The 25770-nt window shown below is 70.3% G+C and carries 21 protein-coding genes; 6 read left to right on the top strand and 15 right to left on the bottom strand.

Annotated elements, in window-relative coordinates; translation table 11 throughout:
• Positions 1-7: 7 nt before the first annotated feature.
• The 3 genes from AB0E94_RS04295 to ricT all read right to left on the bottom strand — a co-directional run bounded on the left by AB0E94_RS04295 (position 8) and on the right by ricT (position 2380).
• Positions 8-760 carry a helix-turn-helix domain-containing protein gene (locus AB0E94_RS04295; protein ID WP_360322316.1) on the bottom strand — a complete coding sequence of 251 codons (753 nt, stop codon included), beginning with the start codon at positions 758-760 and terminating at the stop codon, positions 8-10.
• Positions 757-1431 carry a hypothetical protein gene (locus tag AB0E94_RS04290; RefSeq protein WP_360322313.1) on the bottom strand — a complete coding sequence of 225 codons (675 nt, stop codon included), beginning with the start codon at positions 1429-1431 and terminating at the stop codon, positions 757-759. The genes AB0E94_RS04295 and AB0E94_RS04290 overlap by 4 nt, the downstream gene beginning before the upstream one ends.
• A gap of 106 nt (positions 1432-1537) precedes the next feature.
• Entirely contained in the window at positions 1538-2380 is an 843-nt protein-coding gene (gene ricT / locus AB0E94_RS04285; protein WP_360322310.1) for a regulatory iron-sulfur-containing complex subunit RicT, read from the bottom strand.
• 560 nt (positions 2381-2940) lie between these two features.
• Here ricT and AB0E94_RS04280 point away from each other — a divergent pair.
• A complete protein-coding gene (locus tag AB0E94_RS04280) occupies positions 2941-4353 on the top strand; it encodes a hypothetical protein (protein WP_360322307.1) in 1413 nt (470 codons plus the stop codon).
• Positions 4354-4575: 222 nt separating this feature from the next.
• On the opposite strand, the gene AB0E94_RS04275 is transcribed toward AB0E94_RS04280, so the two are convergent.
• The 3 genes from AB0E94_RS04275 to AB0E94_RS04265 all read right to left on the bottom strand — a co-directional run bounded on the left by AB0E94_RS04275 (position 4576) and on the right by AB0E94_RS04265 (position 5867).
• Positions 4576-5181, bottom strand: a complete 606-nt coding sequence (locus AB0E94_RS04275; RefSeq protein WP_360322304.1) for a hypothetical protein — start codon at positions 5179-5181, stop codon at positions 4576-4578.
• A 61-nt stretch (positions 5182-5242) separates the two neighbouring features.
• Positions 5243-5539: a hypothetical protein gene (locus tag AB0E94_RS04270; protein WP_360322301.1), complete on the bottom strand. Its 297-nt coding sequence runs from the start codon at positions 5537-5539 to the stop codon at positions 5243-5245.
• Between the two features lies 1 nt (position 5540).
• Positions 5541-5867, bottom strand: coding sequence for a YbaB/EbfC family DNA-binding protein (locus AB0E94_RS04265; RefSeq protein WP_360322298.1), 327 nt, complete (start codon positions 5865-5867; stop codon positions 5541-5543).
• Between the two features lie 212 nt (positions 5868-6079).
• Between AB0E94_RS04265 and AB0E94_RS04260 the strand changes: the two genes are divergently transcribed.
• The gene (locus AB0E94_RS04260) at positions 6080-7279 is read left to right on the top strand and encodes a DNA polymerase III subunit delta' (protein WP_360322295.1); all 1200 of its coding nucleotides are present in this window, start codon (positions 6080-6082) and stop codon (positions 7277-7279) included.
• A 50-nt stretch (positions 7280-7329) separates the two neighbouring features.
• On the opposite strand, the gene AB0E94_RS04255 is transcribed toward AB0E94_RS04260, so the two are convergent.
• A complete protein-coding gene (locus AB0E94_RS04255; protein ID WP_360322292.1) occupies positions 7330-8379 on the bottom strand; it encodes an endo-1,4-beta-xylanase in 1050 nt (349 codons plus the stop codon).
• Positions 8380-8565: 186 nt separating this feature from the next.
• Here AB0E94_RS04255 and AB0E94_RS04250 point away from each other — a divergent pair, with 186 nt between their 5' ends.
• Positions 8566-9843 (top strand): SGNH/GDSL hydrolase family protein, encoded by a 1278-nt coding sequence (locus tag AB0E94_RS04250; RefSeq protein WP_360322289.1) that lies wholly within the window; start codon positions 8566-8568, stop codon positions 9841-9843.
• On the opposite strand, the gene tmk is transcribed toward AB0E94_RS04250, so the two are convergent.
• Entirely contained in the window at positions 9820-11907 is a 2088-nt protein-coding gene (gene tmk / locus AB0E94_RS04245; protein ID WP_360322749.1) for a dTMP kinase, read from the bottom strand. The genes AB0E94_RS04250 and tmk overlap by 24 nt on opposite strands.
• 110 nt (positions 11908-12017) lie before the next feature.
• On the opposite strand from tmk, the gene AB0E94_RS04240 reads away from it, so the two are divergent.
• Complete coding sequence (locus AB0E94_RS04240; RefSeq protein WP_360322286.1) at positions 12018-13223, top strand: amino acid deaminase/aldolase; 1206 nt, start codon at positions 12018-12020, stop codon at positions 13221-13223.
• 7 nt (positions 13224-13230) lie between these two features.
• Here the strand turns inward: AB0E94_RS04240 and AB0E94_RS04235 are convergent, their stop codons facing one another.
• Positions 13231-13860 (bottom strand): TetR family transcriptional regulator, encoded by a 630-nt coding sequence (locus AB0E94_RS04235; protein ID WP_360322283.1) that lies wholly within the window; start codon positions 13858-13860, stop codon positions 13231-13233.
• A 115-nt stretch (positions 13861-13975) separates the two neighbouring features.
• Here AB0E94_RS04235 and AB0E94_RS04230 point away from each other — a divergent pair, with 115 nt between their 5' ends.
• Positions 13976-15274 (top strand): D-arabinono-1,4-lactone oxidase, encoded by a 1299-nt coding sequence (locus tag AB0E94_RS04230; RefSeq protein WP_360322280.1) that lies wholly within the window; start codon positions 13976-13978, stop codon positions 15272-15274.
• Between the two features lie 23 nt (positions 15275-15297).
• Here the strand turns inward: AB0E94_RS04230 and topA are convergent, their stop codons facing one another.
• The 6 genes from topA to AB0E94_RS04200 form a co-directional block, all read right to left on the bottom strand.
• Positions 15298-18105, bottom strand: a complete 2808-nt coding sequence (gene topA, locus AB0E94_RS04225; protein ID WP_360322277.1) for a type I DNA topoisomerase — start codon at positions 18103-18105, stop codon at positions 15298-15300.
• A 195-nt stretch (positions 18106-18300) separates the two neighbouring features.
• Positions 18301-19014: a hypothetical protein gene (locus tag AB0E94_RS04220; protein ID WP_360322747.1), complete on the bottom strand. Its 714-nt coding sequence runs from the start codon at positions 19012-19014 to the stop codon at positions 18301-18303.
• 121 nt (positions 19015-19135) lie between these two features.
• The gene (locus tag AB0E94_RS04215) at positions 19136-19666 is read right to left on the bottom strand and encodes a hypothetical protein (RefSeq protein ID WP_360322274.1); all 531 of its coding nucleotides are present in this window, start codon (positions 19664-19666) and stop codon (positions 19136-19138) included.
• Between the two features lie 102 nt (positions 19667-19768).
• On the bottom strand, positions 19769-22177 hold the full coding sequence (locus tag AB0E94_RS04210; RefSeq protein WP_360322271.1) for a sodium-translocating pyrophosphatase: 2409 nt from the start codon (positions 22175-22177) through the stop codon (positions 19769-19771).
• A 348-nt stretch (positions 22178-22525) separates the two neighbouring features.
• Complete coding sequence (locus AB0E94_RS04205; RefSeq protein ID WP_360322268.1) at positions 22526-22966, bottom strand: ATP-binding protein; 441 nt, start codon at positions 22964-22966, stop codon at positions 22526-22528.
• Positions 22963-23319 (bottom strand): STAS domain-containing protein, encoded by a 357-nt coding sequence (locus AB0E94_RS04200; protein ID WP_317789025.1) that lies wholly within the window; start codon positions 23317-23319, stop codon positions 22963-22965. Before AB0E94_RS04200 ends, AB0E94_RS04205 begins: the two co-directional genes overlap by 4 nt.
• A 113-nt stretch (positions 23320-23432) precedes the next feature.
• Between AB0E94_RS04200 and AB0E94_RS04195 the strand changes: the two genes are divergently transcribed.
• On the top strand, positions 23433-25745 hold the full coding sequence (locus AB0E94_RS04195; protein ID WP_360322264.1) for a DEAD/DEAH box helicase: 2313 nt from the start codon (positions 23433-23435) through the stop codon (positions 25743-25745).
• Positions 25746-25770 lie beyond the last annotated feature (25 nt).

The following is a 25770-nucleotide window of genomic DNA, read 5'->3' as shown; positions in this document are numbered from 1 at the left end:
CCCTGGATCACGCCGCGAGGCTCAGGTTCGTCTTACCTGACTCCGCGCGGCTGACGGTCGCGGTGCTGCACCCGACCTTCTTCGCCACTTCCGACTGCGTAACCTTCCGACCCAGCTCCGCCTCCAGCTCGTGGCGGACGGCGCGGATCTTCGCAGCGGTCTGAGCCCGCGACGCCGACCTGCGAGGTCGACTGTCGCCCGACTTCTTCGCCGCTGGCGAGGTCGGCGTCGCGCTCACGTCCGGCTCGGCAGCCACTTCCCCCGTGATGGCGGCCGAGCCGGACCCCGACTCCCGCCCGTCGTTTGCCGACACGCCCCAAGCGGGCGGGGTGGCGACCTTGGTGACGGTCGCCGGGATCGGGCCGAGCTGCACAGCGGCGTGCGGCTCGGCCTGCTCCACCTCGTGGCCGCCCATCACCAACTTGATCAGCGCCATGAAGGCGAGCGTCGGGAAGGCCGCGACGGCGTAGCCGGCGACGCCCGGGTCGGCCGTGGCGATCTGCGCCCACAGGCTGAAGCCGCCGGCCAGTAGGAGCAGGGCGATGGCCCACCCGCTGAAGCGGCCCTCGAGCCGGGCATGCACCGCGACACCCAGGGGCATCAGCTCGGACACAGCGGCGACGATGATCCCGGTGGACGGGTGCGTGCCGGCGGCACTGTGCTCCATGACGAACTCGTAGACGTGGCCGAGCGAGATCCAGCCGGCCCCGACGCCGAGCGCCAAGATGATGACGAACCGGCCGACCTTCCAGGCGCTCATGCTGCGCTCCCTTCCAGCCGGTCGGCCAGCTCGTTGATCAGCCGGAGCATCTCCGGGTCCTCGCCGGCAGCCAGCAGCTTGGCCTCGGCCTGCTCGCGCAACGCCACCTGGCGGTCGACCTTGCAGCCCCCGCAGTTGTGCTTGAGGTAGCCGAGGTGAATCACGCACTTCTCGCCGTCCGGCACCGGGTCGGCACCGCGCCGCTCGTTCTTCGGGGCTTGGTCCTGCCACGGCTTCCTGTCGGCCCGGGACGACGCACCCTGACCCTTCGCCCCCGGACGTGATCCGTCACCCGCAGCGGGCTGCTGAGCGGGCTGGCCGATGGGCGCAGCCGGCCGGCCGGAGACCGGACGCTTCGGGGGCTGGACGACTCCGCCGTCCATGCGCCGCTCGAGGGCGAGGTCGTAGACGACGGGCCGGCGGTCGGCCGGAATGTGCGCGACGTGGCGCTGGTCGCCGAGCCGGATCACGCCCTTCTCCAAGAGGGAGGCGAGGTCGCGCTGCACGGCGCGGTCGCCCTTGCGGGCGTAGCCGGCGAGCTTCGGGACGGCTGGGTAGGCGGCGGTGCCGTCAGCGTGGGCGTGGTTGGCGAGTCCGATCAGGGTCGGCAGCTCGTGGGGAGCGACGTCCGGGGCCTGCTCGAGCGCCCAGGCCAGGGCCTCGATGCTCATGCCGCCACCTGCGTAGATGAGGTACGATTGGTGCTCACGATCGCTCCGTTTCAGCGGTCGAGGCCCGGCGCTTAGGTGGTAGGACACCTGCCGGGCCTGTTTGTTTTTAGGAGGCATCACCTCCGTCGTAAGCTCGCCGGGAGCCGCAGACGTCGGCGACCGAACAGCGACGAGGCTGCCCGTCTTGCAGCCCTCGGACGGTGAGGGTTTCGGATGGCGGGTGTTTCGCCGACACCTTGCCCTCGGTCCCGTCGGCGAGGGTGACCCGCTGTCCCTGATGGAAGTCGTTTGTGCCGCTTCCGGAATACAGCGGGTGTTCGTACTTGAGGCAGCACATCAGGCGGCCGCACGCGCCGGAGATGCGCAGCGGATTGAGCGGCAGGTCCTGATCCTTGGCCATCCGGATGGTGACCGGCTCGAAATCGGTCAGGAACGTCGCACAGCACAGGTCACGGCCGCACGAGCCGATACCGCCCTGGACCCGCGCCGAGTCGCGGGCGGAGAGCTGACGCAGCTCGACCCGGCAGTGCAGGGTGGCGCCCAGGTCGCGGACCAGTGACCGGAAGTCGACACGGTGCGGCGCGGTGAAGTAGATCGTGGTGCGAGCGCCGCCGTTGCCCGGCGCATCCAGCACGTGATCGACGGCGACGACCTTCATCGGCAGCTCGTGCGCCTTGATCAGCTTCTTCGCGGCCACCTTGGCCTCGGCCTTGCGTTTCCGCAACGTCTCGTCCCGGTGCAGGTCCTGGTCGTCGGCGATCCCGACGACCTTGGGGAACCCGTCGGTTTCCTCGTCGACCCATTGCGGCGCCCAGACGCACTCCGCCACCTCGGGACCGTCATCGGTCGGCACCAGCACACGGTCGCCGACAGCCGGCGTGAAACCGGCGGGATCGAGGTAGTAGAGGCGGCCGTACCGGTTGAAACTGACCGCGCACAGCATGCCCATGCGATCAACCCTACGACGGCTGGCAAGCCGTACCAAATGCCGGATTTGAACTACCCGCGAGGGTTGTCGCATAGATGCCCCGCAACCGGACTTATCGACCCTCGTTGGCCAGTCCCGTAGACGTCTACGCCTCGAAAGGACCAGCCATGACTCGCGCCCGCTCGGTGGCCGCCAGTGTCGTAGCGCTCGGGTTGGCGGGGGCGGTGATCGGCCCTTCGCCGGCGTTCGCGGTGTCACCTTTCGATGCTTTCGTCCCATCGGCCGCTCCCCCGCCCTGCGAGCGGCCGAAGCACTACGCCGCCCAATCCTCCGCCGAGTTCCTCCGGATCGATCGACTCGATCTCCTTTCCGCCGGCAAGCCGGCAAACCGCCAGGCAACCTCATCCGGTACGGGCGAAGGCGCCTCCTCCGGCAGGGGCGCACCCGGCTCCTCCGGTACGGCCGCACCCGGCTCCTCCGGTACGGGCGCACCCGGCTCCTCCGGTACGGCCGCACCCGGTCTGGAGGGCGGAAAGCCAGACTCGGCTGTCGGTGGGGTCGGGCTCGGTGACGTCCGGACCGTGGTGATCGCGGACGGGCCGGTGAACTCGGCCGGCGCCGCCCGGACCCTCAACGGCAAGGTCACCGGATCCAAGGAGCGGGGCGACATCGCCATCCAGAAGGCGCCTCCGGTCAACCCCAAGGCGGACACCAGGCGTACCGGATCGAAGAAGTTCGGCCCGATGCAGGTCGGCGCCGGCAGTCTGAGCGCCCGGGCGGTCTGGGCCCACGGCATGGCCTGCGGAAAAGCGGTGGGCGACACCTCTTCGGCATCGGCCGGGATCAGCCGGGTCACGATCGCCGGAGGCGGCAGCGCATCACTGGTCCGGATACCGGAGAAGATCACCAGCCGCAGCGGTACGGCCCTGCGGCTCCGTGGCGGCGTCCAGCAGTCGGTCGGTTCCGCAACCATCACCGCTGGACGGATCAGCCTGGCCGACAACGAGGTCCGCCTCCGCCTGCTCCGGGCCCCGGAGTTGCGGGTGAGCATGACCGCGACCGGTCAGAGCCGGGTCGAGTACCAGCCGCCGGTCGTCGAAGTCACCGGCAAGGACGGCAAGAAGACCCGGCTCAGCACTGCGGGTGACCACATTGAGATCACGCTCAGTGATGACACTCGGACCCTGGAGTCGCTGCCGACACGACTCGACCCGATCGGCGACCCGCCACTGCCGAAGGTTTCCGGACTGCCGGCGCTCGGCAGGACGGAAACCACTCCTACGCCGGACGGCAAATCCGGCTCGACGCTACGAATCACCCTCGGCGACGTACGCCAGGCGAGCAAGAACAACGCCGTCGCAGCCCGCGTGACGGCGATCCGGGTGACGTTGACGCGCAATGTGGACAGAGGTCCCGGTCCGGTCGCCGCCGGTCCGTCCAGTGTGGTCGCCGACCTGGGCTTCGGATCGCTTTCGGCTGCCGCAGTAGCCCCGACCGGCAAGATCATCGGCCGGTACTCGTCCCAGAACACGACCGCCAAGGCCAACGCGTCGAGTCAGCGCTCCGGCACGACATCCGGCCGGGGCATCAACTCCGGCTGGGGCGACGCATCCGGCCGGGGCGTCAAATCCGGCACCGGCACTACGCCCGGCCAGGGCACCCCGCCCGGCACCGGCACCACGTCCGGCCAGAACGCCGCATCCGGCACCGGCACCACGTCCCGCCAGAACGCCGCATCCGGCACCGGCACCGCGCCCGGCCAGAACGCCGCGTCCGGCGATGGCAGCGTGTCCGGCAGGGATGGCGTATCGGGGATTTCCGGGCATGACGACACGCTTGGACAGGGTTCGTCGGGTTCCGGCACGGGTCTGCGCACCGCCGCCCTGCCGGTTACCGGCCCCCGAGTGGTCTCCCTCCTGATCGCGGGCGTCGCCATGATCGCCGCCGGAGCCGCAGCCGTGTACCTGACCTCCCGCCGCCGCAAGCGCACATGACCTCGGCGCGAAACCAAGTCACCGTCCCCTGAAGGCCACATTGGACGCAAAACGTGCACCCGGCTGAGGAGCGGGAAGAAAGAAGCCAGGCGGCAGAGGTGGGCGCTCGACCCCCGCGCGCCTCTGCCGCCGCCCGAACCCCCTGGCCCGCCGGCAAAGGCAGCGCCGGGACAGCCGAGCGGGACGGCAGCCCGAGGGCGGACGGCAGACCGAACACGGACGTCAGACCGACAAGGGTGCCTGTAGGTCGGCGGAGCCGGTCAGGAGGTCTTCGGCCTCGTCGTAGGCGTCGGCGACGGTTCGCAGGAGGCGGGCGCCGATCGCCGCGGCCGCGTCTGCCTGGTCGGATGGTGGGTGGTCGCCGGTGGTCAGGACGATCGTCTCGGTGGAGAGCATCGCCTCGGCCAGGACCGCGGCCACACTGGCACGGGTGCGGAGCATCCAGCCGGTGAGCGAGTCGGCCAGGTCGGCGGTTGCCGACATGCGGTGGCCGAGGCTGTCGGGGCCGCCGTTGAGATGTTCGGCGGCGGTGCGGCGGGCCGTCTCGTAGGCTTCGGCGGCCTCACCGGTCCAGTCACTGGCGAGGGGCAGCGCGTCGGCGAGATCAGCGTAGGCGCGAGCGTCGGCACGGAGCTCGGGTGCCGCGTCGAGGATCGCGGTGGGATGCAGGGCGGCCACCGCACGGGCGGCGTCTCCAGGGAGGAGCCGCACCCGGCGCAGCTCACGCCAGACGTCGTGGCCACCGGGCGCGCCGATCTCGGACAGCACCCGGTCGACCCGTTCGAGCAGGGCGCCGGCCACGTTCAGCAGTTCGTCGAGGCGATCCATCAGCGACCTCGCCGAAATCGGGTCATGGGCCGCTCGGGGTGGTGGGCGCCCAGGTCGGGCATCAGAGACCTCGCTGGAAGCGCCGTCGGACCAGCTCGTCGGTTTCGGTGTACGCGCTGGCGCCGGATCGGACGGATCGGGCCATCTCGGTCAGCTTCGACGAGGCGTCAGCGGCCTCCCGGGCACGGGCGGCCAGGGTCGCGGACCAACCGGCGTAGAGGGCACGGCCGATCCGGCCCGGGCGGCCGGCGTCGTCGGCGGCGAAGTCGGCGGCGCCTGGCAGTAGCTCTGGCACCCGACGGTCCATGATGGCCAGCGCCGCGGCGGCATGGTCGATCTGGTCGGCGAGTCGGTCCACTTCAGTGCTCCTCCAGGGCGCGGAACGATCCGAACACCTCACCGTGCAGTTTCTCCCGGGCCCAGCGGGCGGCCTTGGCCGCGCTGGTGACCACGGTACGAATCTCACGGGCGAACTCGGCCGGCTGACGATGTTGCAGTGATCCGTGTACACGAACGTCCACGATGTCTCCCGCGGCGGTCACGACCACCTCGATCGACTGGTCCGGAGAGTGCACCGACACGGTGTGGGTGGCGACCGCCTTGTCGAAATCGGCACGCATGTCTTCGATGTGCCGATATCGCTCGATCGCCTCGTCGATCCACGCCTCGTCGATCTCGCGGGCCATCCATGGCTCCTCACCGCGCGTCATGTCGCCGTCGCGTTCCGGGTTGAGACCGTACCCGCTTCGGTCGCTGTCCCGCTACGGCCGATGTGTCCCCTGTGGATAACTTCCGACAGCACCACAGAGCGTCACGGAACGCCCATACTACAACTACCTTGCGTGATCAACACTAACCGGTGGCGCTTTCTGTCGGAGCCTGGCAATACCATCGTCGGGTGACTCCGCATGACGTCTTCTCCGAGCTGGTGGGTCAGGACGAGCCGGTCGAGACCCTGCGCCGGGCCGCCGCATCCGCCGCCCGGATCGTGGCCGGCGAGCCGGCGGCCGGTGGCGGCATGACCCACGCGTGGATCTTCACCGGCCCACCGGGGTCACGGCGCACCGTCGCCGCCCGGGTGTTCGCCGCGGCGCTCCAGTGTCAGCGTGACGGGGCCGGGTGCGGCGAGTGCCACGGCTGCCACACGACGCTGGCCGGCACCCACGCCGACGTGCAGGTGGTGACGACCGAGGGTCTGACCATCAAGACCGAGGAGACGCGTGGGGTGGTGCTGCGGTCGGCGAGCGCGCCGACCGGTGGCCGCTGGCAGGTGGTGATCATCGAGGCGGCCGACCGGCTGCACGAGCGGGCGAGCAACGCGCTGCTCAAGGCGATCGAGGAGCCGTCACCCCGGACGGTCTTCCTGCTCTGCACGCCGTCGGTGCATCCGGACGACATCCTGGTGACGATCCGGTCCCGGTGTCGGCTGGTGTCGCTGCGGCAGCCACCGTCGGCCGCGGTGGCCGACTTCCTGGTGCGGCGGTTCGATGTCGCGCCGGAGCAGGCGAGCTGGGCGGCGGCGGCCGCACAGGGTGACGTGGAGCGGGCCCGTCAGCTGGCCGCCGACCCGGAGGCACGGGGCCGCCGCGAGGAGGTGCTGTCCGTTCCGCGGCGGCTGACCAGCATCGGCGCCTGCTTCGACGTGGCGGCGAAACTGGAGGCGGCGACGAAGACCGAGGCGGCGGGCGCGGTGGCCGAGCTGGATGTCGCCGAGCGGGCGGCCCTGGAGCGGGCGCTGGGCGCGGGTGGCACCGGGCGGGGCGCGACGGGCGCGATGCGGGGCGCGGCCGGTCAGCTGAAGGAGCTGGAGCGCAATCAGAAGCTGCGGGCCACCCGGGCCCAGCGGGACGCGCTGGACCGGGCTCTCCAGGATCTGATCGGCTTCTACCGGGATGTGCTGGTCACCTCGATGCGGGCGCCGGTGCCGGTGGTGCACGGCGACCTGGCGGCGGTGTCGTCGGCGGCCGCGGAGAAGTGGTCACCGGAGAGCACGCTGCGCCGGCTCGAGGCGGTGCTCACGTGCCGCGAGGCGATCGACAAGAACGTGAAGCCCCAGGTCGCCCTGGAGGCGATGATGGTCACCCTCTGGCGGGGCTGAGCGGGCGCCGCGGCCGCGCCGGCGGACGGGCCGGCGCGACCACGACGCGGTCAGCGGGCCAGCTGGAAGGTGTGGAAGAGCGCCTCACGAGCGGGTTTCGGCTGGAAAGCCTCGGTGTACGGGGTGGCCGCCCCCTGACCGTCGAACCATCCGGGCACCCACGAGTACTTGTCGGTGAATCCCCAGACCGTGTAGGACACGCAGTGCCGCGCGAGCAGGCACGCTTGCAGGAGAGTGCTGAACCCGTACGCCTGAGCCTGCTCCTTGGTTGCATCGACGGGCAGGATCATGCGCACGTCGACCTCGGTGAACGCGGTCTGCACCCCGAGTGCGTCGAAGCGCCGCACGTTGTCGAAGACGCTGCCCGGGAAGCCGTACTGCACGCCGAGGTGGCCCTGCATGCCGTACCCGTGGATCGGCACGCCCTGTGACCGCAGCTGCTTGGTGAGCGCGTAGTAGGCGTCGCTCTTCGCGTTGACGCCCTCGTTGTTGTAGTCGTTGAGGTACAGCTTGGCCTTGGGGTCGGCCTCGTGCGCCCAGCGGAACGCGTCGGCGATGTAGCCGGGCCCGAGGTTGCGCAGCCAGATCGTGTCACGCAGGGTGCCGTCGTCGTTGAAGACCTCGTTCACCACGTCCCACTGGTAGACCTTGCCCCTGAAGTGGCGGACCTGGGTCTTGATGTGGTCGCGCAGGATCTGGCGGAGTTGCTCCGGGGTGAAGGCGGCCTCGGTGAGCCAGGACGGGTTCTGGTTGTGCCAGACCAGGGTGTGTCCGCGGACGACCTGCCCGTTGGCCTTGGCGAAGTCGACGAGGCGGTCGGCGGGGGCCCAGTTGTACTGCCCCTGCTGGGGCTCGATCGATTCCCACTTCATCACGTTCTCGGCGGTCACCGAGTCGAACTGGGCGGCCACGAGCGCCCGGTATTCGGCGTCGTCGGCCAGGGCGGTCATGTCGACGGCGGTGCCGATTCGTACACCGCTGCCGCGGGCGGCGGCGCGCAGGGTGTCGTTGTCCGAGCCGGCGACGGCCGGTGCGGCGCTGCTCACGGCGGTGGCCAGCGCCAGCGCCACGACAGCCAGGACGTTACGTCGGGTAGCCATCCAACCCTCCCGAAAGTTTCGGAGTTGTTTCGGTGTCAGGGCGCAACGCTAGGCACACACACCGACGTCGGTCAATGGTTGACTGCGGAAGAACGTCGATTTACGTTACGGGCACTCGACCGCCCGGTTTCCGAAAGTTCCGGAGTGAAGAAAAGTTCCGGAGTGAAGAAAAGTTTCGGAGTGAAGATGTCGACTCGACGCGAGATTCTGGCCCTGGCATCCGGTGCGGCGATCACCGCCGCCGCCTTTCCCGAACCGGCCGCCGCGAACGGCCGTGACGACGGCTGGACCGCGACGTGGGCGGCCGCGCCGACCACGATCCCACCCGGCCCGCCGCTGGAACTGGCCGGCCAGACGGTTCGCCAGGTGGTGCACACCAGCGTCGGCGGCGAGCAGCTCCGGATCCGCCTGACCAACGAGTTCGGCGCCACTGCGCTGCACGTCGGTGAGGTGCACGTGGCGATCCGGGCCGGCCGTGGGGCGAGCACCGACGCGAAGCCCGGAACCGATCGGCGGGTCACCTTCGGCGGGCACCGGTCGGCCACCGTCCCGGCCGGGGCGCCCCTGGTCAGCGATCCGGTCGGGCTGGCCGTGCCGCCCGGCGCCGACCTGGTGATCAGTATCTGGCTGCCGGACCGCACCCCGGTCACCACGCTGGCCGCCTTCGCCTTCCAGGAGAACGCGATCGCTGCCGGCAACGTCACCGGCGCCGCCCGGATCACCCCGACCAGCACGATCACGCAGTACCTGTTCCTGTCCGGGGTCAGCGTGAGCGGCGAGGTGAGCGAGGGCGCCGTCGTCACGCTCGGCGACTCGATCACCAACGGGGCCAACACCGAGACGAGCGCGAACCACCGCTGGCCGGATCTGCTGGCCGCCCGGTTCCGGACCGCCCGGATCAACCTGGGCGTGGCCAACGTCGGTGTCTCCGGCAACCGGCTGCTGCACGACCCGAACCCGCCGGCCGGCGAGCCCGCCGAGACGTTCGCGGCGTACTTCGCGCAGAGCGCCCTGCGCCGCTTCGACCGGGACGTGGTGGCCCAGCCCGGCGCCACGCATCTGGTGGTGCTGCTCGGGGTGAACGATCTCGGTCATCCCGGAACCGTCGCCCCGCTGAGCGAGGTGGTCACGGCCGATGACCTGATCGCCGGGCACCGGCAGTTGATCGCGCGGGCCCGGCAGGCCGGCCTGCGCACGCACGGTGCCACGATCCTGCCGTTCAAGGGCGACACCCTGGGCTTCTACACCCCGGAGAACGAGCGGAAGCGGTCCGCCCTGAACCGCTGGATCCGGACCTCGGGCGAGTACGACGAAGTGATCGATTTCGACGCCGCGGTCCGGGACACCGCCGACCCGCTGCGCCTGGCCGCCGCCTACGACAGCGGCGACCATCTGCACCCCAACGACGCCGGGATGGCCGCGATGGCCGCAGCGGTACGCCTACGCGGGTTCCAGCACCCCTGACAGCCGCTCCTGAACCGCCTCGGCGATCTCGTCGACCGGCCGGGCGGCGTCGAGCACCAGGTAGCGCTTGGGGTCGGAGGCGGCCAGGTCGAGGAACGCGTACCGGACCCGCTCGTGGAAGGCCCGGGACTCGCTCTCCAGCCGGTCGGCGCCCTCGCCCCGGGAGTCCACCCGGGTCAGCCCGACGCCCGGGTCCACGTCGAGCAGGACGACCAGGTCGGGCTTGAGACCGCCGGTCGCCCACGCGGACAGCCAGGAGACCTCCTGGACCGGCAGGGTCCGCCCGGCGCCCTGGTAGGCCAGCGAGGAGTCGACATACCTGTCGCTGATCACCACGGCGCCCCGGGCCAGGGCCGGCCGCACCACCGTGGCGACGTGGTGCGCCCGGTCGGCGGCGTAGAGCAGCGCCTCGGCCCGCGCGGACGGGGCCTCGGTCTTGTCCCGGTCGAGCACCAGGCCCCGGATCCGGGCGCCGATGTCGGTGGCACCCGGCTCGCGGGTGACGACCACGTCGCGGCCCTCCGCCTTGAGCGCCTCGGCGAGCCGGGTGACCTGGGTCGACTTGCCGGCGCCCTCACCGCCCTCGAAGACCACGAAGACGCCGGAGCGGGCGAACTCCTCGGGCGGGGAGAGCGGGCGCCCGCGCAGTGAGCCGATCAGGTCGGCCAGCACCGGCACACCCGGTTTGTCGTCCATCTGGCGGAACGAGCCGATGCCCACCCAGATGCCGATGGCCCCGGCCACCAACAGCAGCACCCGGGTGGAGGAGATGTCGATGTGGAAGGCGCCGAACTCGATGCGGCGCGAGCTGCCCAGACCGACCAGGATGCCGGCGAGCGTGATGGCGAGCAGCAGCACGGTCCGGACGCCGATCTGCACGACCGCGAAGACCCGGCCGCGGATGGCGTCGTCGATCTCGCCGTAGAGCATCGTCGTGCCGGCCAGGAAGGCCATGCCCGCGCCGGCGCCGACCATCAGCGCACCGAACAGGGCGATGGACAGGTGGAAGGCGAGGCCGAGGAACATCACCGAGCCGCTGGCCAGCACGATGCTCATGCCGAACCAGCGCCGCCGGGACAGGTCCTTGACGATCATCGGGCCGAGGCCGATGCCGAGCGCGAGGCCCAGGAAGATGAAGCCGAAGAGCAGCGAGAAGGCGGCCTCGCCGGCGCCCAGGGAGTAGGCGAAGGTACGGGCCGCGCCGATCACCACGCCGCCGGCCGCGAACGCGCCGAAGATGCCCAGCACCAGGCCCCGGACCAGCGGGGTGGTGCCGATGAACTTCCACCCCTCCAGGAACTGGCGGGTCATGCTCTGCTCGGCGGCCTTCTCCCGCTCGGGGCTCTTGCCACCGATCTCCCGGATGCCGAAGAAGACCACTATCGCGGTGGCGAGCCGGGAGAAGGCGTTGATGTAGAGGGCGATCGACACCGGCTGGGCCCAGTCCGGCAGGGAGGCCCCGGTCTGCTGGAGACCGGCGGAGAGCGCGGCGAGCGACAGCGCTGCGAGGATCGGCGTGATCCCGTACGTCGTGATCAGGGTCAGCTGGTTGGAGACCTCGATCTGGGATTTGGGGATCAGGTTGGGGACCGCGGCCTCCTTGGCCGGGATCCAGATCAGGGTGATCGTCTCGCCGATCAGGGTGGCGAAGGTCGCCCAGGCCGCGGTCTGGGTCGGGGTGGCGCCGAACACCGGGGCGAGCGGGATCGAGCCGTAGATGACGAACCGCAGCAGGTCGACCGTGACCATGGTGTAACGGCGGTCGAACCGGTCGGCGAAGACGCCCGCGATGGGGCCGAGAAGCAGGGCCGGAAGCAGCCGTACGGCAATGGTGCCACCGAAGGCCGCGCCCTGGGCCGCCGTGTTCTCGAACTGGGCGGAGGCGAACAGGGCGGTGGCGAGCAGGCCGATCCAGTCGCCGAAGGAGGCGGCCGCCAGCACCAGCCACAGCCGGCGGAAACCGCGCAGGCGCAGAACCGAGCGCAGGGCGGCCACACCGCTGAGGTCGGCGGGCCCCGGGTCCTGCTGCGTGTCCGTGTTGATGGCCCTACCTCCCGTGGTCAGTGCTCGGAGCACTGTAACCGGCCACTACCAAGGGTTGGGGGCAACCACGATCGGGTGGAGCAGAGATGAATGTCTTTCGCGTTACCCAGGTCACGGGATACCGTGCTCGCGTGCTCACTGACCGCGTCAACCTGCGCCAGCGACTCGACAAGGCCACCGGCCACCTGGAGACGCCGGTCGCCGTGGTGGATCTGGCAGCCTTCGACGACAACGCGGAGCGCCTGACCGCGCGCGCGGGCGGCAAACCGATCCGGGTGGCGAGCAAATCGGTGCGCTGCCGGACCCTGCTGGAACGGGTCCTGGCCCGCCCCGGCTGGCACGGCGTGATGGCCTTCACCCTGCCCGAGGCGATCTGGCTGGTCCGCTCCGGCGTGACGGACGACGTGCTGGTGGCTTACCCCACCGTCGATCGCGCCGGGCTCCGGGAGCTGACCACACACCCGGAACTGGCCGCCGCGATCACTCTCATGGTGGACCATCCGTCACATCTGGACGTGGTGGATCAGGAGACCGCTCCGGGCGTTCGTCCGGCCGTACGCCTATGTATCGATCTTGATGCTTCCTGGCGGCCCGCCGGGCCGTTGCACATCGGGGTCCGCCGGTCGCCTGTTCATTCGGCCGCGCAAGCGGGCGCCCTGGCCCGCAGGATCGCCGAGCGCGAGGGCTTCCGGCTGGTCGGAGTGATGTGTTACGAGGCGCACATCGCCGGTGTCGGTGACGACCCGCCCGGTCAGGCGCTGCGCGGCCGGGCCATCCGCCTGATGCAGAGCCGGGCCTTCCCCGAGCTGCGGGCCCGGCGCGCCGCGGCGGTCCGCGCCGTCGGCGAACACGCCGACCTGGAATTCGTGAACGGTGGCGGCACCGGCAGTGTCTCCGCCACCAGCGCCGACCCGGCCGTCACCGAGGTGACCGCGGGATCCGGCCTCTACGGCCCCACCCTCTTCGACTCCTACCGCAGCTGGCGGCCCACCCCGGCGGCCTACTTCGCGCTGTCGGTGGTGCGCCGCCCGGCCCCGCGGATCGCCACCGTGCTGGGCGGCGGCTGGATCGCCTCCGGCACACCCGAGGCGTCCCGCCTGCCCGTCCCGTGGCTGCCCGAGGGACTGAGGTTCAAGGCCGACGAGGGCGCCGGCGAGGTGCAGACCCCGCTGCTGGGCGCCGCCGCCGAAGACCTGCGACCCGGCGATCGGGTGTGGTTCCGGCATGCCAAGGCCGGCGAGCTCTGTGAGCACGTCAACGAGCTGCAGCTGGTCGACGGTGAGACGAGCGCGCCGGCCCTCACGTACCGAGGAGAAGGCCGTGCCTTCCTGGGGTGATCGGGCCTCAGGCCGACACGTGGCGGTGCAGATACTCTCTTATCAGCGCTTTCGCCTCGGTGAGCACCGAGTCGTCACCCCCGGTGTCACGGCGGAACGCCAGCTTGATCAGCGCGTCCGCCGCCTCGACCGAGATCTGCAGCGCGAACCGCAGACGGCCCCGGTCGGCCAGCTTGAACTGCTCGATCAGCAGCTCGGCCAGGCGCTCGGCGATGACCGCGTTGTTGTCGCGGTCGGAATCCAGCAGATGCAGATCGACGACGTCGCCGAAATGCAGCGTCCGGAACCCGGGCACACTGCGGTGCATGTGGATGTACGCGTCGATCGCCGCATCGACCGCGTCCCACCAATGGGTGAAGGTCTCGCTGGCGAAACGATCGGACAAGCTCTGGAGATAGGCGTCCATGTTGCGCAGCGCAAGCGCCTGGACGATGGCTCGCTTGTCCGGGAAGAACTGGTAGACCGAGCCGATGGCGACCTCGGCGCGCTCGGCGAGCAGCGTCGTGGTCAAGCCCTCATAACCGACCTCGTCCACCAGCTCAGCGCATGCGTCGAGCATGCGCTGCACCCGGGCAACGCTTCTGCCCTGCACCGGAACCCGCCTCAGCGGTCCGGTGCTGACGGTTGGTGTCGACACGCGTCGCCACTCCCTCTCAGCAGTATTAAGAAGAACGTTACTCGGATCAACGAGCGAGGCGCATCGACGGGACGCCGGGTGACGGTGTCCGCTCGGACGGAGGACAAAGGCCGGAATGACTACACCCGTTAACGCCCGCCGGTGGACCAACTGGGGCCGCAATCAGGAGTCGATCGCCGAGGTGCTCACCCCCGGCACCATCGACGAGGTCGCCACCCAAGTGAAGCAGGCCGCAGAAAGTGGCCGGCGGATCAAGGTCGTCGGCAGCGGGCACTCCTTCACCTCCATCGCGGTCGCCGATGACCAGCGGATGTTCGTGCACCGGATGGCCGGGCTGGTCTCCGTCGACGGCGAGCTGGTCACCGTCCAGGGCGGGATGACCCTGTCCGCACTGAACGCGATCCTGGCCGGGCACGGGCTGGCCATGCCCAATCTCGGTGACATCGATGCACAGACCATCGCCGGGGCGATCTCCACCGGCACGCACGGCACCGGCATCGCGTACTCCACGATCGCCTCCTGCGTCGAAGCGGTGACGATGGTGACCGCGGCCGGCGGGGTCGAGCGGTACACCCCCGCCTCGCCCGAGTTCCCGGCCGTCCGGGTCGGGCTCGGCGCGCTCGGCGTGATCGCCGAGGTGACCCTGCGCTGCGTGCCGGCGTTCACCCTGCTCGCCGACGAGCGGCCGATGCTGCTCCCGGACGTGCTGGCCGGGCTCGACGAGTGGATCCCGGAGAACGACCACGTCGAGTTCTTCTGGTACCCGTACACCGATCGCGCGCAGCTCAAACGGAACCGGAAGGTGACCGAGAACGATCAGCCGCTGGGGCGGTTCCGCGGCTGGTTCGACGACGACTTCCTCTCCAACACCGTCTGGCAGGGCGTCTGCGGGCTGGGGCGGCGCGTGCCGGCGACGGTTCCGGCGTTCAACGCGATCTCGGCCCGCGCGCTCAGCGCGCGGACCTACACCGGCCGGTCCGATGAGGTCTTCTGCTCACCGCGCAAGGTCAAATTCACCGAGATGGAGTACGAGGTACCGCGCGCCGCTCTACCCGAGGTTCTGGACGAGCTCGAGAAGATCTTCGCCAGGCTCCCGTTCAAGGTGCAGTTCCCGGTCGAGGTGCGGTTCACCGGGCCGGACGACATCTGGCTGTCGCACGGGTACGGCCGGGAGTCCGCCTACATCGCCGTGCACCAGTACCGGGGCGCTCCCTACGAGCCGTACTTCCAGGCCCTCGAGGAGGTCTGCACGGCACTGGGCGGGCGTCCCCACTGGGGCAAGCTGCACTACCGGGATGCCGAGTCGCTGCGGGCGGCGTACCCCCGTTTCGACGACTTCCTGGCCGTGCGGGACCGCCTGGACCCGAACCGGGTCTTCACCAACGACTACCTGAAGCGGGTTCTCGGGAGCTGAGCGGACTCAGCTCCCGAGCACGATCACTCGGCGGCGGTCGCCGCCTTACGCGGGGCCGCCTTCTTGGCCGGGGCGGCCTTCTTGGCCGCGGCCGTCTTCTTCGCCGGGGCGGCCCGCTTGGCCGGTGCCTTCTTGGCCGGGGTCGCCTCGCCGTCGGCCTTCGGGGCGGCCTTCTTGGCCGGCGCCCTCTTCGCGGCGGTCTTCTTCACCACCGGCCCCTTGGCACGCTTGTCGGCGATCATCTGGGACGCCTCGGCCAGCGTGATCTCCTCCGGCTTCTGGTCGCGCCGCAGCGTCGCGTTGAACTCCCCGTCGGTGACGTAGGCCCCGAACCGGCCCTCCTTGATCACCAGCGGCTTCTCGCTGACCGGGTCGGGACCGAGCTCACGCAGCGGCGGCTTCGCCGTCCGGGCCTGGCGGGTCTTCGGCTGCGCCAGCAGGGCCAGCGCCTCCTCCAGGGTGATCGTGAGCAGCTGGTCCTCGCTGCCGAGCGAACGCGAGTCCTTCTCCCGGGAGATGTACGGCCCGAACTTGCCGTTACGGGCCACGATCTCGTTGCCCTCGGTGTCCTTGCCGACGATCCGGGGCAGCTTCAGCAGGTCGAGCGCCTGCTCCAGGGTGAGGGTCTGCGGCGACTGGCTCTTGAACAGCGACGACTTGCGCTCGCCGGCCGACACGTACGGCCCGAAGCGGCCCGACTTGACGGTGACCTCGTCACCCGTGGCGGGGTCGTCGCCGAGCACCCGGTCGCCGTTGCCGGCCAGGAACAGCTCCTCGACCCGCTCCGGGGTCAGCTCGTCGGGCGCCACCCCGTCCGGGAGCGACGCCTTGTCCTCGGGCGCGTCCTCGCCGCCGTCGACGGCCTTGCGCTGCAGGTACGGCCCGAACTTGCCGACCCGGACGACGACCCGGCGGTTCTCCCCGTCGACGAAGAGCGGGATCGAGTTGACCTCGCGGGCGTCGATCGCGCTGAGGTTCTCGGTGACCATCTTCTTCAGGCCGCCGGCCTTGGCGATGTCGTCGTCCGCCCCGGCCTCCTGGCTGCCGAAGTAGAAGGACGACAGGAAGGCGAGCTGGGTGCCGTCACCGGCCGCGATGTCGTCGAGCTGGCCCTCCATCGCCGCGGTGAAGTTGTAGTCCACCAGCCGCGGATAGTGGCCCTCGAGCAGGCCGATCACCGCGAACGCCAGGAACGACGGGATCATCGCCTGGCCACGCTTCTCCACGTAGCCGCGGTCCTGAATGGTCTGCATGATCGACGAGTACGTGGAGGGGCGGCCGATGCCGAGCTCCTCCAGCGCCTTCACCAGCGACGCCTCGGTGTACCGCGCCGGGGGCGTGGTGTTGTGGCCTGTCGCGTTCAGCTGGTCGGCGGTCAGCGGCTGGTCCTTCACCAGGTTCGGCAGGCGGCGCTCGGCGTCGTCGGACTCGGCGTTCTCGTCGTCCGAGGACTCCACATAGGCCCGCAGGAAGCCCGGGTCGGTGATCGTCTTGCCGGAGGCGGCGAAGTCGGCCTCCTCACCGCCCGCGGTGGTCGCCCGGATCCGGACGCTGATCGAGTTACCGACCGCGTCGGTCATCTGCGAGGCGATCGTGCGGCGCCAGATCAGCTCGTAGAGCCGGAACTCGTCGCTGCTCAGCTCGTTCGCCACCTCGCCCGGGGTACGGAAGTTGTCCCCGGCCGGGCGGATCGCCTCGTGTGCCTCCTGGGCGCCCTTGGCCTTGGTGGTGTACTTGCGCGGCTGCGGCGGCACGTTGCTCGGGCCGTACAGCTCGGCGATCTGCCGGCGGGCGGCGGCCACCGCGGTCTCGGAGAGGTTCACCGAGTCCGTACGCATGTAGGTGATGTAGCCCTTCTCGTACAGGCTCTGCGCGGTGCGCATCGTCTGCTGCGAGGAGTACCGCATCTTGCGGGCCGCCTCCTGCTGGAGCGTGGAGGTGATGAACGGCGCGTACGGCCGACGGCGGTACGGCTTCTCCTCGACCCGGGTGACCTGGAACGGGCGGCCCTCCAGACGGGCGGCCAGCCCACGGGCGCCGTCACCGTCCAGCTGCACCGCGGTGGAACCAGGCTTGAGCTGCCCGGTGGTGGGCTCGAAGTCCTTGCCGGTGGCGATCCGGTCACCGTTCAGCGCGATCAGCGTGGCGTTGAACGCGCGCGGGCCCTCCACCTGCCCCTGGACGGCCAGGTGAGCCAGGATGTCCCAGTACTCGGCGGAGCGGAACGCCATCCGCTGGCGCTCACGCTCGACGACGATGCGGGTGGCGACGGACTGCACGCGGCCCGCGGACAGGCCACGCATGACCTTCTTCCACAGGACCGGGCTGACCTCGTAGCCGTACAGCCGGTCCAGGATGCGGCGCGCCTCCTGGGCGTCCACCAGGGACCTGTCGATGTCACGGGGGTTGGCCACCGCGGCCTGGATGGCCGGCTTGGTGATCTCGTGGAAGACCATCCGCTTGAACGGGACCTTGGGCTTGATCGTCTCGATCAGGTGCCAGGCGATGGCCTCGCCCTCGCGGTCCTCATCGGTGGCGAGGAAGATCTCGTCGACCTCCTTGGCCAGCCGCTTCAGCTTCGCCACCTGCTGTTTGCGGCTCTCGGAGATCACATAGAGGGCGTGGAAGCCGTTGTCGACGTCGACGCCGAGCCGTGCCCACGGCTGGCCCTTGAACTCCTCAGGGACCTCGTCGGCGTTGCGCGGCAGATCGCGGATATGGCCGACGGAGGCCTCGACCAGATAGTCGGGGCCCAGGTAACCGGCGATCGTCTTGGCCTTCGACGGGGACTCGACGATGACCAGACGGGTCGTCCTGGTGTCACTCGGCACGGCACTCCTTATTTCAGCCCTCAGCACTCCCCTGCCCCGCCCGGCGGAGCACAGACGTTCAACGTAACGCGCCGGACAAGACTGCATTCCCGGGGAACCCCGCAGTCGGATGGTAACGGTCCGGCCACCGCATGCGTCTGACCGCGACACCGTACACCGGGAAGACACTGTTATGTCGGACACAATCCCGGAAGATCACGCGACCTGGCCGCCCGGCCAGAATTCCTCCGGGGCTGCTGAGGGGCGTTCACCCACCAGTTCGGCGAGCCGGCGCAGACGCCGGGCACCTGATATGAGGTATCGCCGTCCGTCTTCCGACACCCGACCGGCCAGACCGGCCCGGACCAGCGCGGCCTCCACCGCGTGACGGTCCTTGGCCGGGTCCAGGCCGAGCACCCATCCGCCGGGGCGCGGGCCGCCGGCGGCGGCCACCCACAGCCGCAACCGCGGACCGGAGAGGAAGAGCTGCGCGGATGCGTCCGGCCAGGCGCGGGCAAGAGCGTTCAACCTCCGGGAGTACGCGGTACGCACCTCGAAGACCGGGCCGGGCAGCTCCTCGTCCCCCTCAGTGGGGTCGTCCACGATCTGGTCGCCGTCTGTCTCCTCGTCGACCGGGTCGTCCCCGGCCGGCGCTGTGAGGTCCGGCTCATCCTCCGTCGACTGGTGTTCCGGCGTGACGATCGCCTCTTTGTGATCTGCGAGGTCGATGACTCGTACTTCCTCGATCGGCTCCCACGTGGCCGCAAGGCCTCGGGCGACCAGCTCGCCGACCAGGACATGCACCCGCCAGGCGGCATCCACCCGGACCGAGACGCGGGCCGTGCCCCCCATCCGGCCGAGCTGGCCGGGCCCGGCCAGCAGGCCGGCCAGATCGGCGGGTGAGGGCTCGGTCGTCTCGGCGCCGAACATCGACAGCTGGCGACCACCGGGCGGACCGGGCACGCCGCGCTGGACGGCCCTCTTCACCACCGGCACCGGTGGGGGAAGGACCTCGCGCGGGATCAGCGGCCAGCCGGTCTCGGTCATCGTGTCACTGGCATTCGGGCAGGGAGTCGAAGGCCTGTCTGAGCTCGACCGACTCCAGCTTCGTGGTGTCCAGGCTGCTGGCCTCGTAGTCGGTGGTGAGCTTGGCGACCACCTTGCCCACCTCGTCGTAGAACGCCTGCGGCGGGGCGGTGGCGAGACCCTCGATGCCGGTGCGCGCGTGGCCGTAGGCATCCCGGATACCGGCCAGCGAGGACAGGAAACCGTCGGCGATGGCCTGCCCGTTCGTCACATCGGGGACACCCGCCTCCTGCACGCCCTCCCGCGCCTTCTCGCTCGCCGTCGCGGCGCCGTCGAAGAGGCGGGCCAGATTCTCCTTCGCCTCGGGCGGCGTGGTCTTGGTCGTCATCGTCTGCTGGGTGCGGCTGGTCAGGGTGTCGATCTCGCTGCGCCACGGGCTCAGCGTGGTGCACACCAGCGCGGCCCAGGCGTGCGCGCCGGGCTGGCCGGAACAGGCGGCCAGCGGTGCGGCGAGCACCAGGACGAGAGCAAGGGAGATCGGTCGGACCGCGCGCATGGAAGCAGGGTACGACTCCGGTAGGACACTCCACACACCTCGATCGTCGTGAAAAGGAAAGGCACCCGGTCGACCCGGGTGCCTTTCCCTCGTTTGTCTACCTCAGACGTTGTCCTTGACCCGGGACGCCTCGGTGGTGCGGGCGTCCTGGACCGCACGGGCGGTGTCGGCGGCGCCGGCGGCCGAAGCCGTTGCGCTGTCGTCACCGATCGCGATCGGCTTGCGCTTGCTCCAGACCACGGCCGCGGTGACCACCGCGACCGCCACGAGCGCCACACCGACCCGCAGCGGGGTGTTGGCGTCGGCGCCGTAGCTCCAGGCCACCACGGCCGGGGCGATCAGCAGCGAGACCAGGTTCATCACCTTGAGCAGCGGGTTGATGGCCGGGCCGGCGGTGTCCTTGAACGGGTCGCCGACGGTGTCGCCGATGACCGTGGCGGAGTGCGCCTCGGAACCCTTGCCGCCGTGCGCCCCGTCCTCGACCAGCTTCTTCGCGTTGTCCCACGCGCCACCCGAGTTGGACAGGAAGACCGCCATCAGCGTGCCGGTGCCGATCGCGCCGGCCAGGTACGCCGCGAGCGCGCCCGGGCCCAGGCCGAAGCCCACCGCGATCGGGGCCATGACCGCCAGCAGACCGGGGGTGAGCAGCTCACGCTGCGCGTCCCGGGTGCAGATGTCGACGACCCGGCCGTACTCCGGACGCTGGGTGCCGTCCATGATCCCGGGGAACTCCCGGAACTGCCGGCGGACCTCCATCACGACCGCCCCGGCCGACCGGGAGACCGCGTTGATCGCCAGGCCGGAGAAGAGGAACACCACCGCCGCGCCGATCAGCAGGCCGACCAGGCTGCGCGGGTTGGAGATGTTCAGCTGGGCCAGGATCTCGTTGCCGACGTTCGTCACGCCGGCCTCGGTCAGCGCGCTGGCCAGGCTGTTGGTGTACGACCCGAACAGCGCCGTGGCGGCCAGCACGGCGGTCGCGATCGCGATGCCCTTGGTGATCGCCTTGGTGGTGTTGCCGACCGCGTCCAGCTCGGTGAGGATCTGCGCGCCACGCTCGTCGATGTCACCGGACATCTCGGCGATGCCCTGCGCGTTGTCCGAGATCGGGCCGAACGTGTCCATCGCCACGATGACACCGACCGTGGTGAGCAGGCCGGTGCCGGCCAGCGCGACCGCGAACAGCGACAGGGTGAGCGACGACCCGCCGAGCAGGAAGGCGCCGAAGACGCCGGCGCCGAGCAGCAGCGCCGAGTAGACCGCCGACTCCAGGCCGACACTGATGCCGGCCAGGATGACGGTGGCCGCGCCGGTCTGCGACGACTGGCCGATGTCCCGCACCGGACGACGGTTCGTCTCGGTGAAGTAGCCGGTCAGCGCCTGGATGGCGGCGGCCAGCACGATACCGATCACGACCGCGCCGACCGCGACGAGCTGCGGGTTCTGCCCACTGTTGAGGATGTCGGCGGCGATACCCGCGTCACCGAATCCGGCGAAGCTGTCCGGCAGGTAGAGGAAGCTGACCACGGCCACCGCGATCGCGGAGAGCGCGGCCGAGATGTAGAACGCCCGGTTGATCGCGGTGAGACCGTTGCGGTCGCTGGCCCGGAGCCTGGTGATGAAGACACCGATGATGGCGATCAGCACACCGATCGTGGAGACGATCAGCGGGAAGATCAGACCGTCCTGGCCGAACGCGGCCGAACCCAGGATCAGCGCCGCGACCAGGGTGACGGCGTAGGACTCGAACAGGTCGGCGGCCATGCCGGCACAGTCACCGACGTTGTCGCCCACGTTGTCGGCGATGGTCGCCGCGTTGCGCGGGTCGTCCTCCGGGATGCCCTGCTCGACCTTGCCGACCAGGTCCGCGCCGACGTCCGCGGCCTTGGTGAAGATGCCGCCGCCGACCCGCATGAACATGGCCAGCAGCGCCGCGCCGAAACCGAATCCCTCCAGGACGGTCGGCGCGTCCCCACGGAAGATCAGCACGACCAGCGCGCCGCCGAACAGGCCGAGGCCGACGGTGAGGAAGCCGACCACACCACCGGTGCGGAAGGCGATGCCCATCGCCGTCTCCCGGCCGCCCTTCTCCCCGGCCGCGGCTGCGACCCGCAGGTTGGCCCGGGTGGCCAGCGCCATGCCGGCGCCGCCGATGAACGAGCTGAACACCGCGCCGACGATGAAGAACAGCGAGCGGCCGATCTTGACCCAGGTCTCGTTGTCGGTTTCGTGCACCGGTAGGAGGAACAGCAGGACGACCGCGATGACGACGAAGATGCCGAGCGTCTTGAACTGCCGGAACAGGTACGCCGAGGCGCCTTCCTGTACGGCGCCCGCGATCTCCTGCATCTTCGGTGTGCCGCGGGCGGTACGCAGCACGGATTGGACGAACGCGGCGGCGAAACCGAGCGCCACTAGGGCGAACACCAGCGCGACGACGACGAATGTGACGTTTGACCCGCTCAGGGACACCCCGCCACCCTCGGCGGCGAGTATCGAGCTCCCGGACATCAATGTCCTCCTGTACACCGATGGCGTCCGGGGGCGGACGAGACCTCCCGGGCGCATTCCCCGAGGGACTGGGGAACGACCGACCAGACCTGCGGACGCGAGGCCGGTAAGTAGCTGACAACTCGCGTACTGTATAGGGCTTACGTGGTGGTCGTCACATGTCGCACCAGCCGTGTCGCGGCGATGAACGCCACTGTGTTAGTCCGGAGTCGATCTCGGGTACACGGGTAGCCGCCAGTGTCGGGATTCTCGCCTGACTTAGCTGGTCATTTCAGGAAATATCGCCCATGGTGGGCGCGGCGCTATGCCGTACACCCTGCGTCGTTGATCTTTTTTGGCTCGGCCGCGTCAGCGGCGGGCGACCGGCCAGACCATCCGGACCTCGGTGCCCGGGCCGTCATCCACCGGCCGCACCTGGAGGTCGTCGACGAAGCCGGCGAGCAGCGCGAAGCCGACGCCGGTGGTGAGCGCGTCATCGGTCAGCGACTCGTCGGCCAGCTCGTCCGGAGGCAGTTTCGCCAGGCCCACGCTCGCCTCGATCGGCGCGTGGTCGATCACGCGGACGGTGTACGAGTCCGAGTCGGACATCTCGACGGTGACGAGATCGGTCAGCCCATACTGCCGGTGCAGGGTGACCGCCCGGGTGCAGGCCTCACCGATGGCGAGCCGGACCTCGTCGAGCAGCTCCTCCGCAACCCCGGCGCGGCGCGCGACGGCGACGCCGACGAGCCTGGCGGTGCGCACGTGCACCGGGGCCGGTGAGAAGGAGAGCCGAACGGTAGCCATCACGAAGCGGGACCGCTGCCGTCGCGCTCCGTCGCCGCATCGACCGTCGGGAAGATCGGGAAGACCTGATCCAGCGCGGTGATCCGGAAGATCTTGAGAAGTGGCTCCTTGGCGCAGACCAGGCCGAAGGTGCCGTGTGCGGTACGCAGCCGCTTGAGGGCGCCGACCAGCACGCCGAGCCCGGTGGAGTCGAGGAAGTCGACCCGCTCCAGATCGACGACGACATCACGCGCACCCGCGTCCACCAGCTCGATGAGGCGCTCACGCAGCCGGGGGGCGGTGTAAACGTCGACCTCACCGCCGACCTCGAGCACGGTGTGCCCGGCGACGGTCCGTGTCGTGAGTGACAGCTCCATCGGTCCTCCTCCCTGATCTCTCCCCCCGCGAAATCTAACCACCGACGGGAAGGGGGCGACGCGTGGCACCCACCGTCCTACCCGTTTGAGGTTCGGGGCATACCGGTGTCACAGTGCAATGCGTGACCTCAACCGCTTTCGGTCCTGCTGAGCTGCTGCACCGGCTGCGGGCTCGCGGCAGCGGGACGGCAGTGTCCCCGGTCACACACATCGAGCGAGTGCCCGCCCGCGAGGGCCGTACGGCGCCGTGGCCGGCCTGGACCGGACCCGCCGTGCGGGACGCCTTCGTCGCGCAGGGGATCAGCGTCCCGTGGGAGCATCAGGCGGCCGCGGCCACCCTCGCCTGGGAGGGCACGCACGTCGTGCTGGCCACCGGCACCGCGTCGGGCAAGTCCCTCGCGTACCAGCTGCCGGCGCTGAACGCGCTCGCCACGGACCCTAGAGCGACAGTGCTCTATCTGTCACCCACCAAGGCACTCGCCGCCGACCAGCTCCGCGGCGTGACCCGGCTCGGTCTGGACGGGGTGCGGCCGGCCACGTACGACGGTGACACCCCACGCGAGGAGCGGGAGTGGATCCGGCAGCACGCCCGGTTCGTGCTGACCAATCCGGACATGCTGCACCACAGCATCCTGCCCGGCCACGGGCGCTGGGGAGTGTTCCTGCGCAGGCTGCGGTATGTGGTGATCGACGAGTGCCACACCTATCGCGGCGTGTTCGGCTCGCATGTGGCGCACGTGTTGCGACGGCTGCGGCGGGCCACCGCGCGGTACGGAGCGTCGCCGACGTTCATCCTCGCGTCGGCGACATCCGGCGATCCGGGCGGCTCGGCGGCCCGGCTGACCGGCCTTCCGGTGACAGAGATCACTTCTGATGCGTCCCCCCGAGGGGCCGTCACCTTCGCCCTCTGGGAGCCCCCGCTTCTCGAGCCCTTCGCCGAGGACGCCGCTCCGATCCGCCGGTCAGCCCTGCGCGAAACCGCCGATCTGCTCACCGACTCCGTGATCGCAGGGACCCGGACGATCGCGTTCGTACGATCCCGGCGCGGCGCCGAGGTGATCGCGTCGACGGCCCGGCAGTCACTGAACGAGGCGGTGCCCGGCCTCGGCGACCGGGTGGCCGCCTACCGGGGCGGATACCTGCGGGAGGACCGGCGGGCCATCGAACGGGCCCTGCTCTCCGGCGAGCTGCTCGGCCTGGCCTCCACCAACGCGCTCGAACTCGGCGTCGACCTGACCGGGCTGGACGCCGTGCTGATCTGCGGCTACCCGGGCACCCGGGCGTCGCTTTGGCAGCAGGCGGGCCGGGCCGGGCGGGCCGGTGACGAGGCGCTCGCGGTGCTCATCGCCCGGGACGATCCGCTCGACACCTACCTGGTGCACCATCCGGAGGCGGTGTTCGGGCGGCCGGTCGAGGCGACCGTGCTGGACCCGGGCAACCCGTACGTGCTCGGGCCGCAGCTCTGCTGTGCCGCCTCCGAGGCGCCGCTCACCGACGCCGACCTGGAACTCTTCGGTGGTCACGGCATCGTCGAGCAGCTCACCGCCGAGGGTCTGCTGCGGCGCCGGCCGTCGGGTTGGTACTGGACCCACCGCGGCCGGCCCGAGGTCGACCTGCGCGGGACCGGTGGGGCGCCGGTGTCGGTGGTCGAGGCGGCCACCGGACGGCTGCTCGGCACCGTCGACCACGGGTCGTCGCACGCCATGCTCCACCCGGGGGCGGTCTACCTGCATCAGGGCGTCACGTTCCTGGTCGACGACCTCGATCTGGAGGACGCCATCGCCCTCGTGCACCAGGAGGAGCCGGACTGGACCACACACGCCCGGGACGTGACGAACCTGTCGGTGGTGAACGTCCGGTCGTACGTGGACGCCGGCCCGGTCGGGCTGTTCCTCGGCGACGTCGACGTCACCAACCAGGTCGTCTCCTACCAGCGGCGGCGGATCGGCAGTGGCGAGGTGATCGACACCCGGCCGCTCGATCTGCCGGTGCGCGAGCTGCGTACGGTCGCGGTCTGGTTCACCGTGTCGCCGCAGGCGCTGACCGCGGCCGGGATCGAGCCCGGCGAGGTCCCCGGGGCGCTGCACGCGGCCGAGCACGCCGGGATCGGCCTGCTGCCGCTGATCGCCACCTGCGACCGGTGGGACATCGGCGGGCTGTCCACGGCCGGCCATGCCGACACCGAGGCGCCGACGGTCTTCGTCTACGACGGTCACCCCGGTGGCGCCGGGTTCGCCGAGCGCGCCTACGGGACGGCGTCCGAGTGGCTGCGGGCCACCCGGGAGGCGATCTCCTCGTGCGGGTGCGAGGCCGGATGTCCCTCGTGCGTGCAGTCACCCAAATGCGGGAACGGAAACAACCCTCTGAACAAGAACGACGCGGTGAAGGTGCTGGATGTCGTGATCGCCGCGATCCCTCGTCGATGATCATCTCGCCAGGATCCTGCGGCCT

The sequence above is a fragment of the Actinoplanes sp. NPDC026670 genome (genome assembly GCF_040638175.1).
Lineage (GTDB): Bacteria > Actinomycetota > Actinomycetes > Mycobacteriales > Micromonosporaceae > Actinoplanes.
Note: the sequence above shows the minus strand (reverse complement) of the source record. Positions and strands in the feature narration are given on the sequence as shown.

What these genes read in the sequence shown, in the direction of transcription:
- AB0E94_RS04295 (WP_360322316.1), bottom strand. Translation starts at nt 760, where the DNA reads ATGAGCGCCTGGAAGGTCGGCCGGTTCGTCATCATCTTGGCGCTCGGC.
- AB0E94_RS04290 (WP_360322313.1), bottom strand. Translation starts at nt 1,431, where the DNA reads ATGAGCATCGAGGCCCTGGCCTGGGCGCTCGAGCAGGCCCCGGACGTC.
- ricT (WP_360322310.1), bottom strand. Translation starts at nt 2,380, where the DNA reads ATGGGCATGCTGTGCGCGGTCAGTTTCAACCGGTACGGCCGCCTCTAC.
- AB0E94_RS04275 (WP_360322304.1), bottom strand. Translation starts at nt 5,181, where the DNA reads ATGGATCGCCTCGACGAACTGCTGAACGTGGCCGGCGCCCTGCTCGAA.
- AB0E94_RS04265 (WP_360322298.1), bottom strand. Translation starts at nt 5,867, where the DNA reads ATGGCCCGCGAGATCGACGAGGCGTGGATCGACGAGGCGATCGAGCGA.
- AB0E94_RS04255 (WP_360322292.1), bottom strand. Translation starts at nt 8,379, where the DNA reads ATGGCTACCCGACGTAACGTCCTGGCTGTCGTGGCGCTGGCGCTGGCC.
- AB0E94_RS04250 (WP_360322289.1), top strand. Translation starts at nt 8,566, where the DNA reads ATGTCGACTCGACGCGAGATTCTGGCCCTGGCATCCGGTGCGGCGATC.
- AB0E94_RS04230 (WP_360322280.1), top strand. Translation starts at nt 13,976, where the DNA reads ATGACTACACCCGTTAACGCCCGCCGGTGGACCAACTGGGGCCGCAAT.
- AB0E94_RS04220 (WP_360322747.1), bottom strand. Translation starts at nt 19,014, where the DNA reads ATGTTCGGCGCCGAGACGACCGAGCCCTCACCCGCCGATCTGGCCGGC.
- AB0E94_RS04215 (WP_360322274.1), bottom strand. Translation starts at nt 19,666, where the DNA reads ATGCGCGCGGTCCGACCGATCTCCCTTGCTCTCGTCCTGGTGCTCGCC.
- AB0E94_RS04210 (WP_360322271.1), bottom strand. Translation starts at nt 22,177, where the DNA reads ATGTCCGGGAGCTCGATACTCGCCGCCGAGGGTGGCGGGGTGTCCCTG.
- AB0E94_RS04200 (WP_317789025.1), bottom strand. Translation starts at nt 23,319, where the DNA reads ATGGAGCTGTCACTCACGACACGGACCGTCGCCGGGCACACCGTGCTC.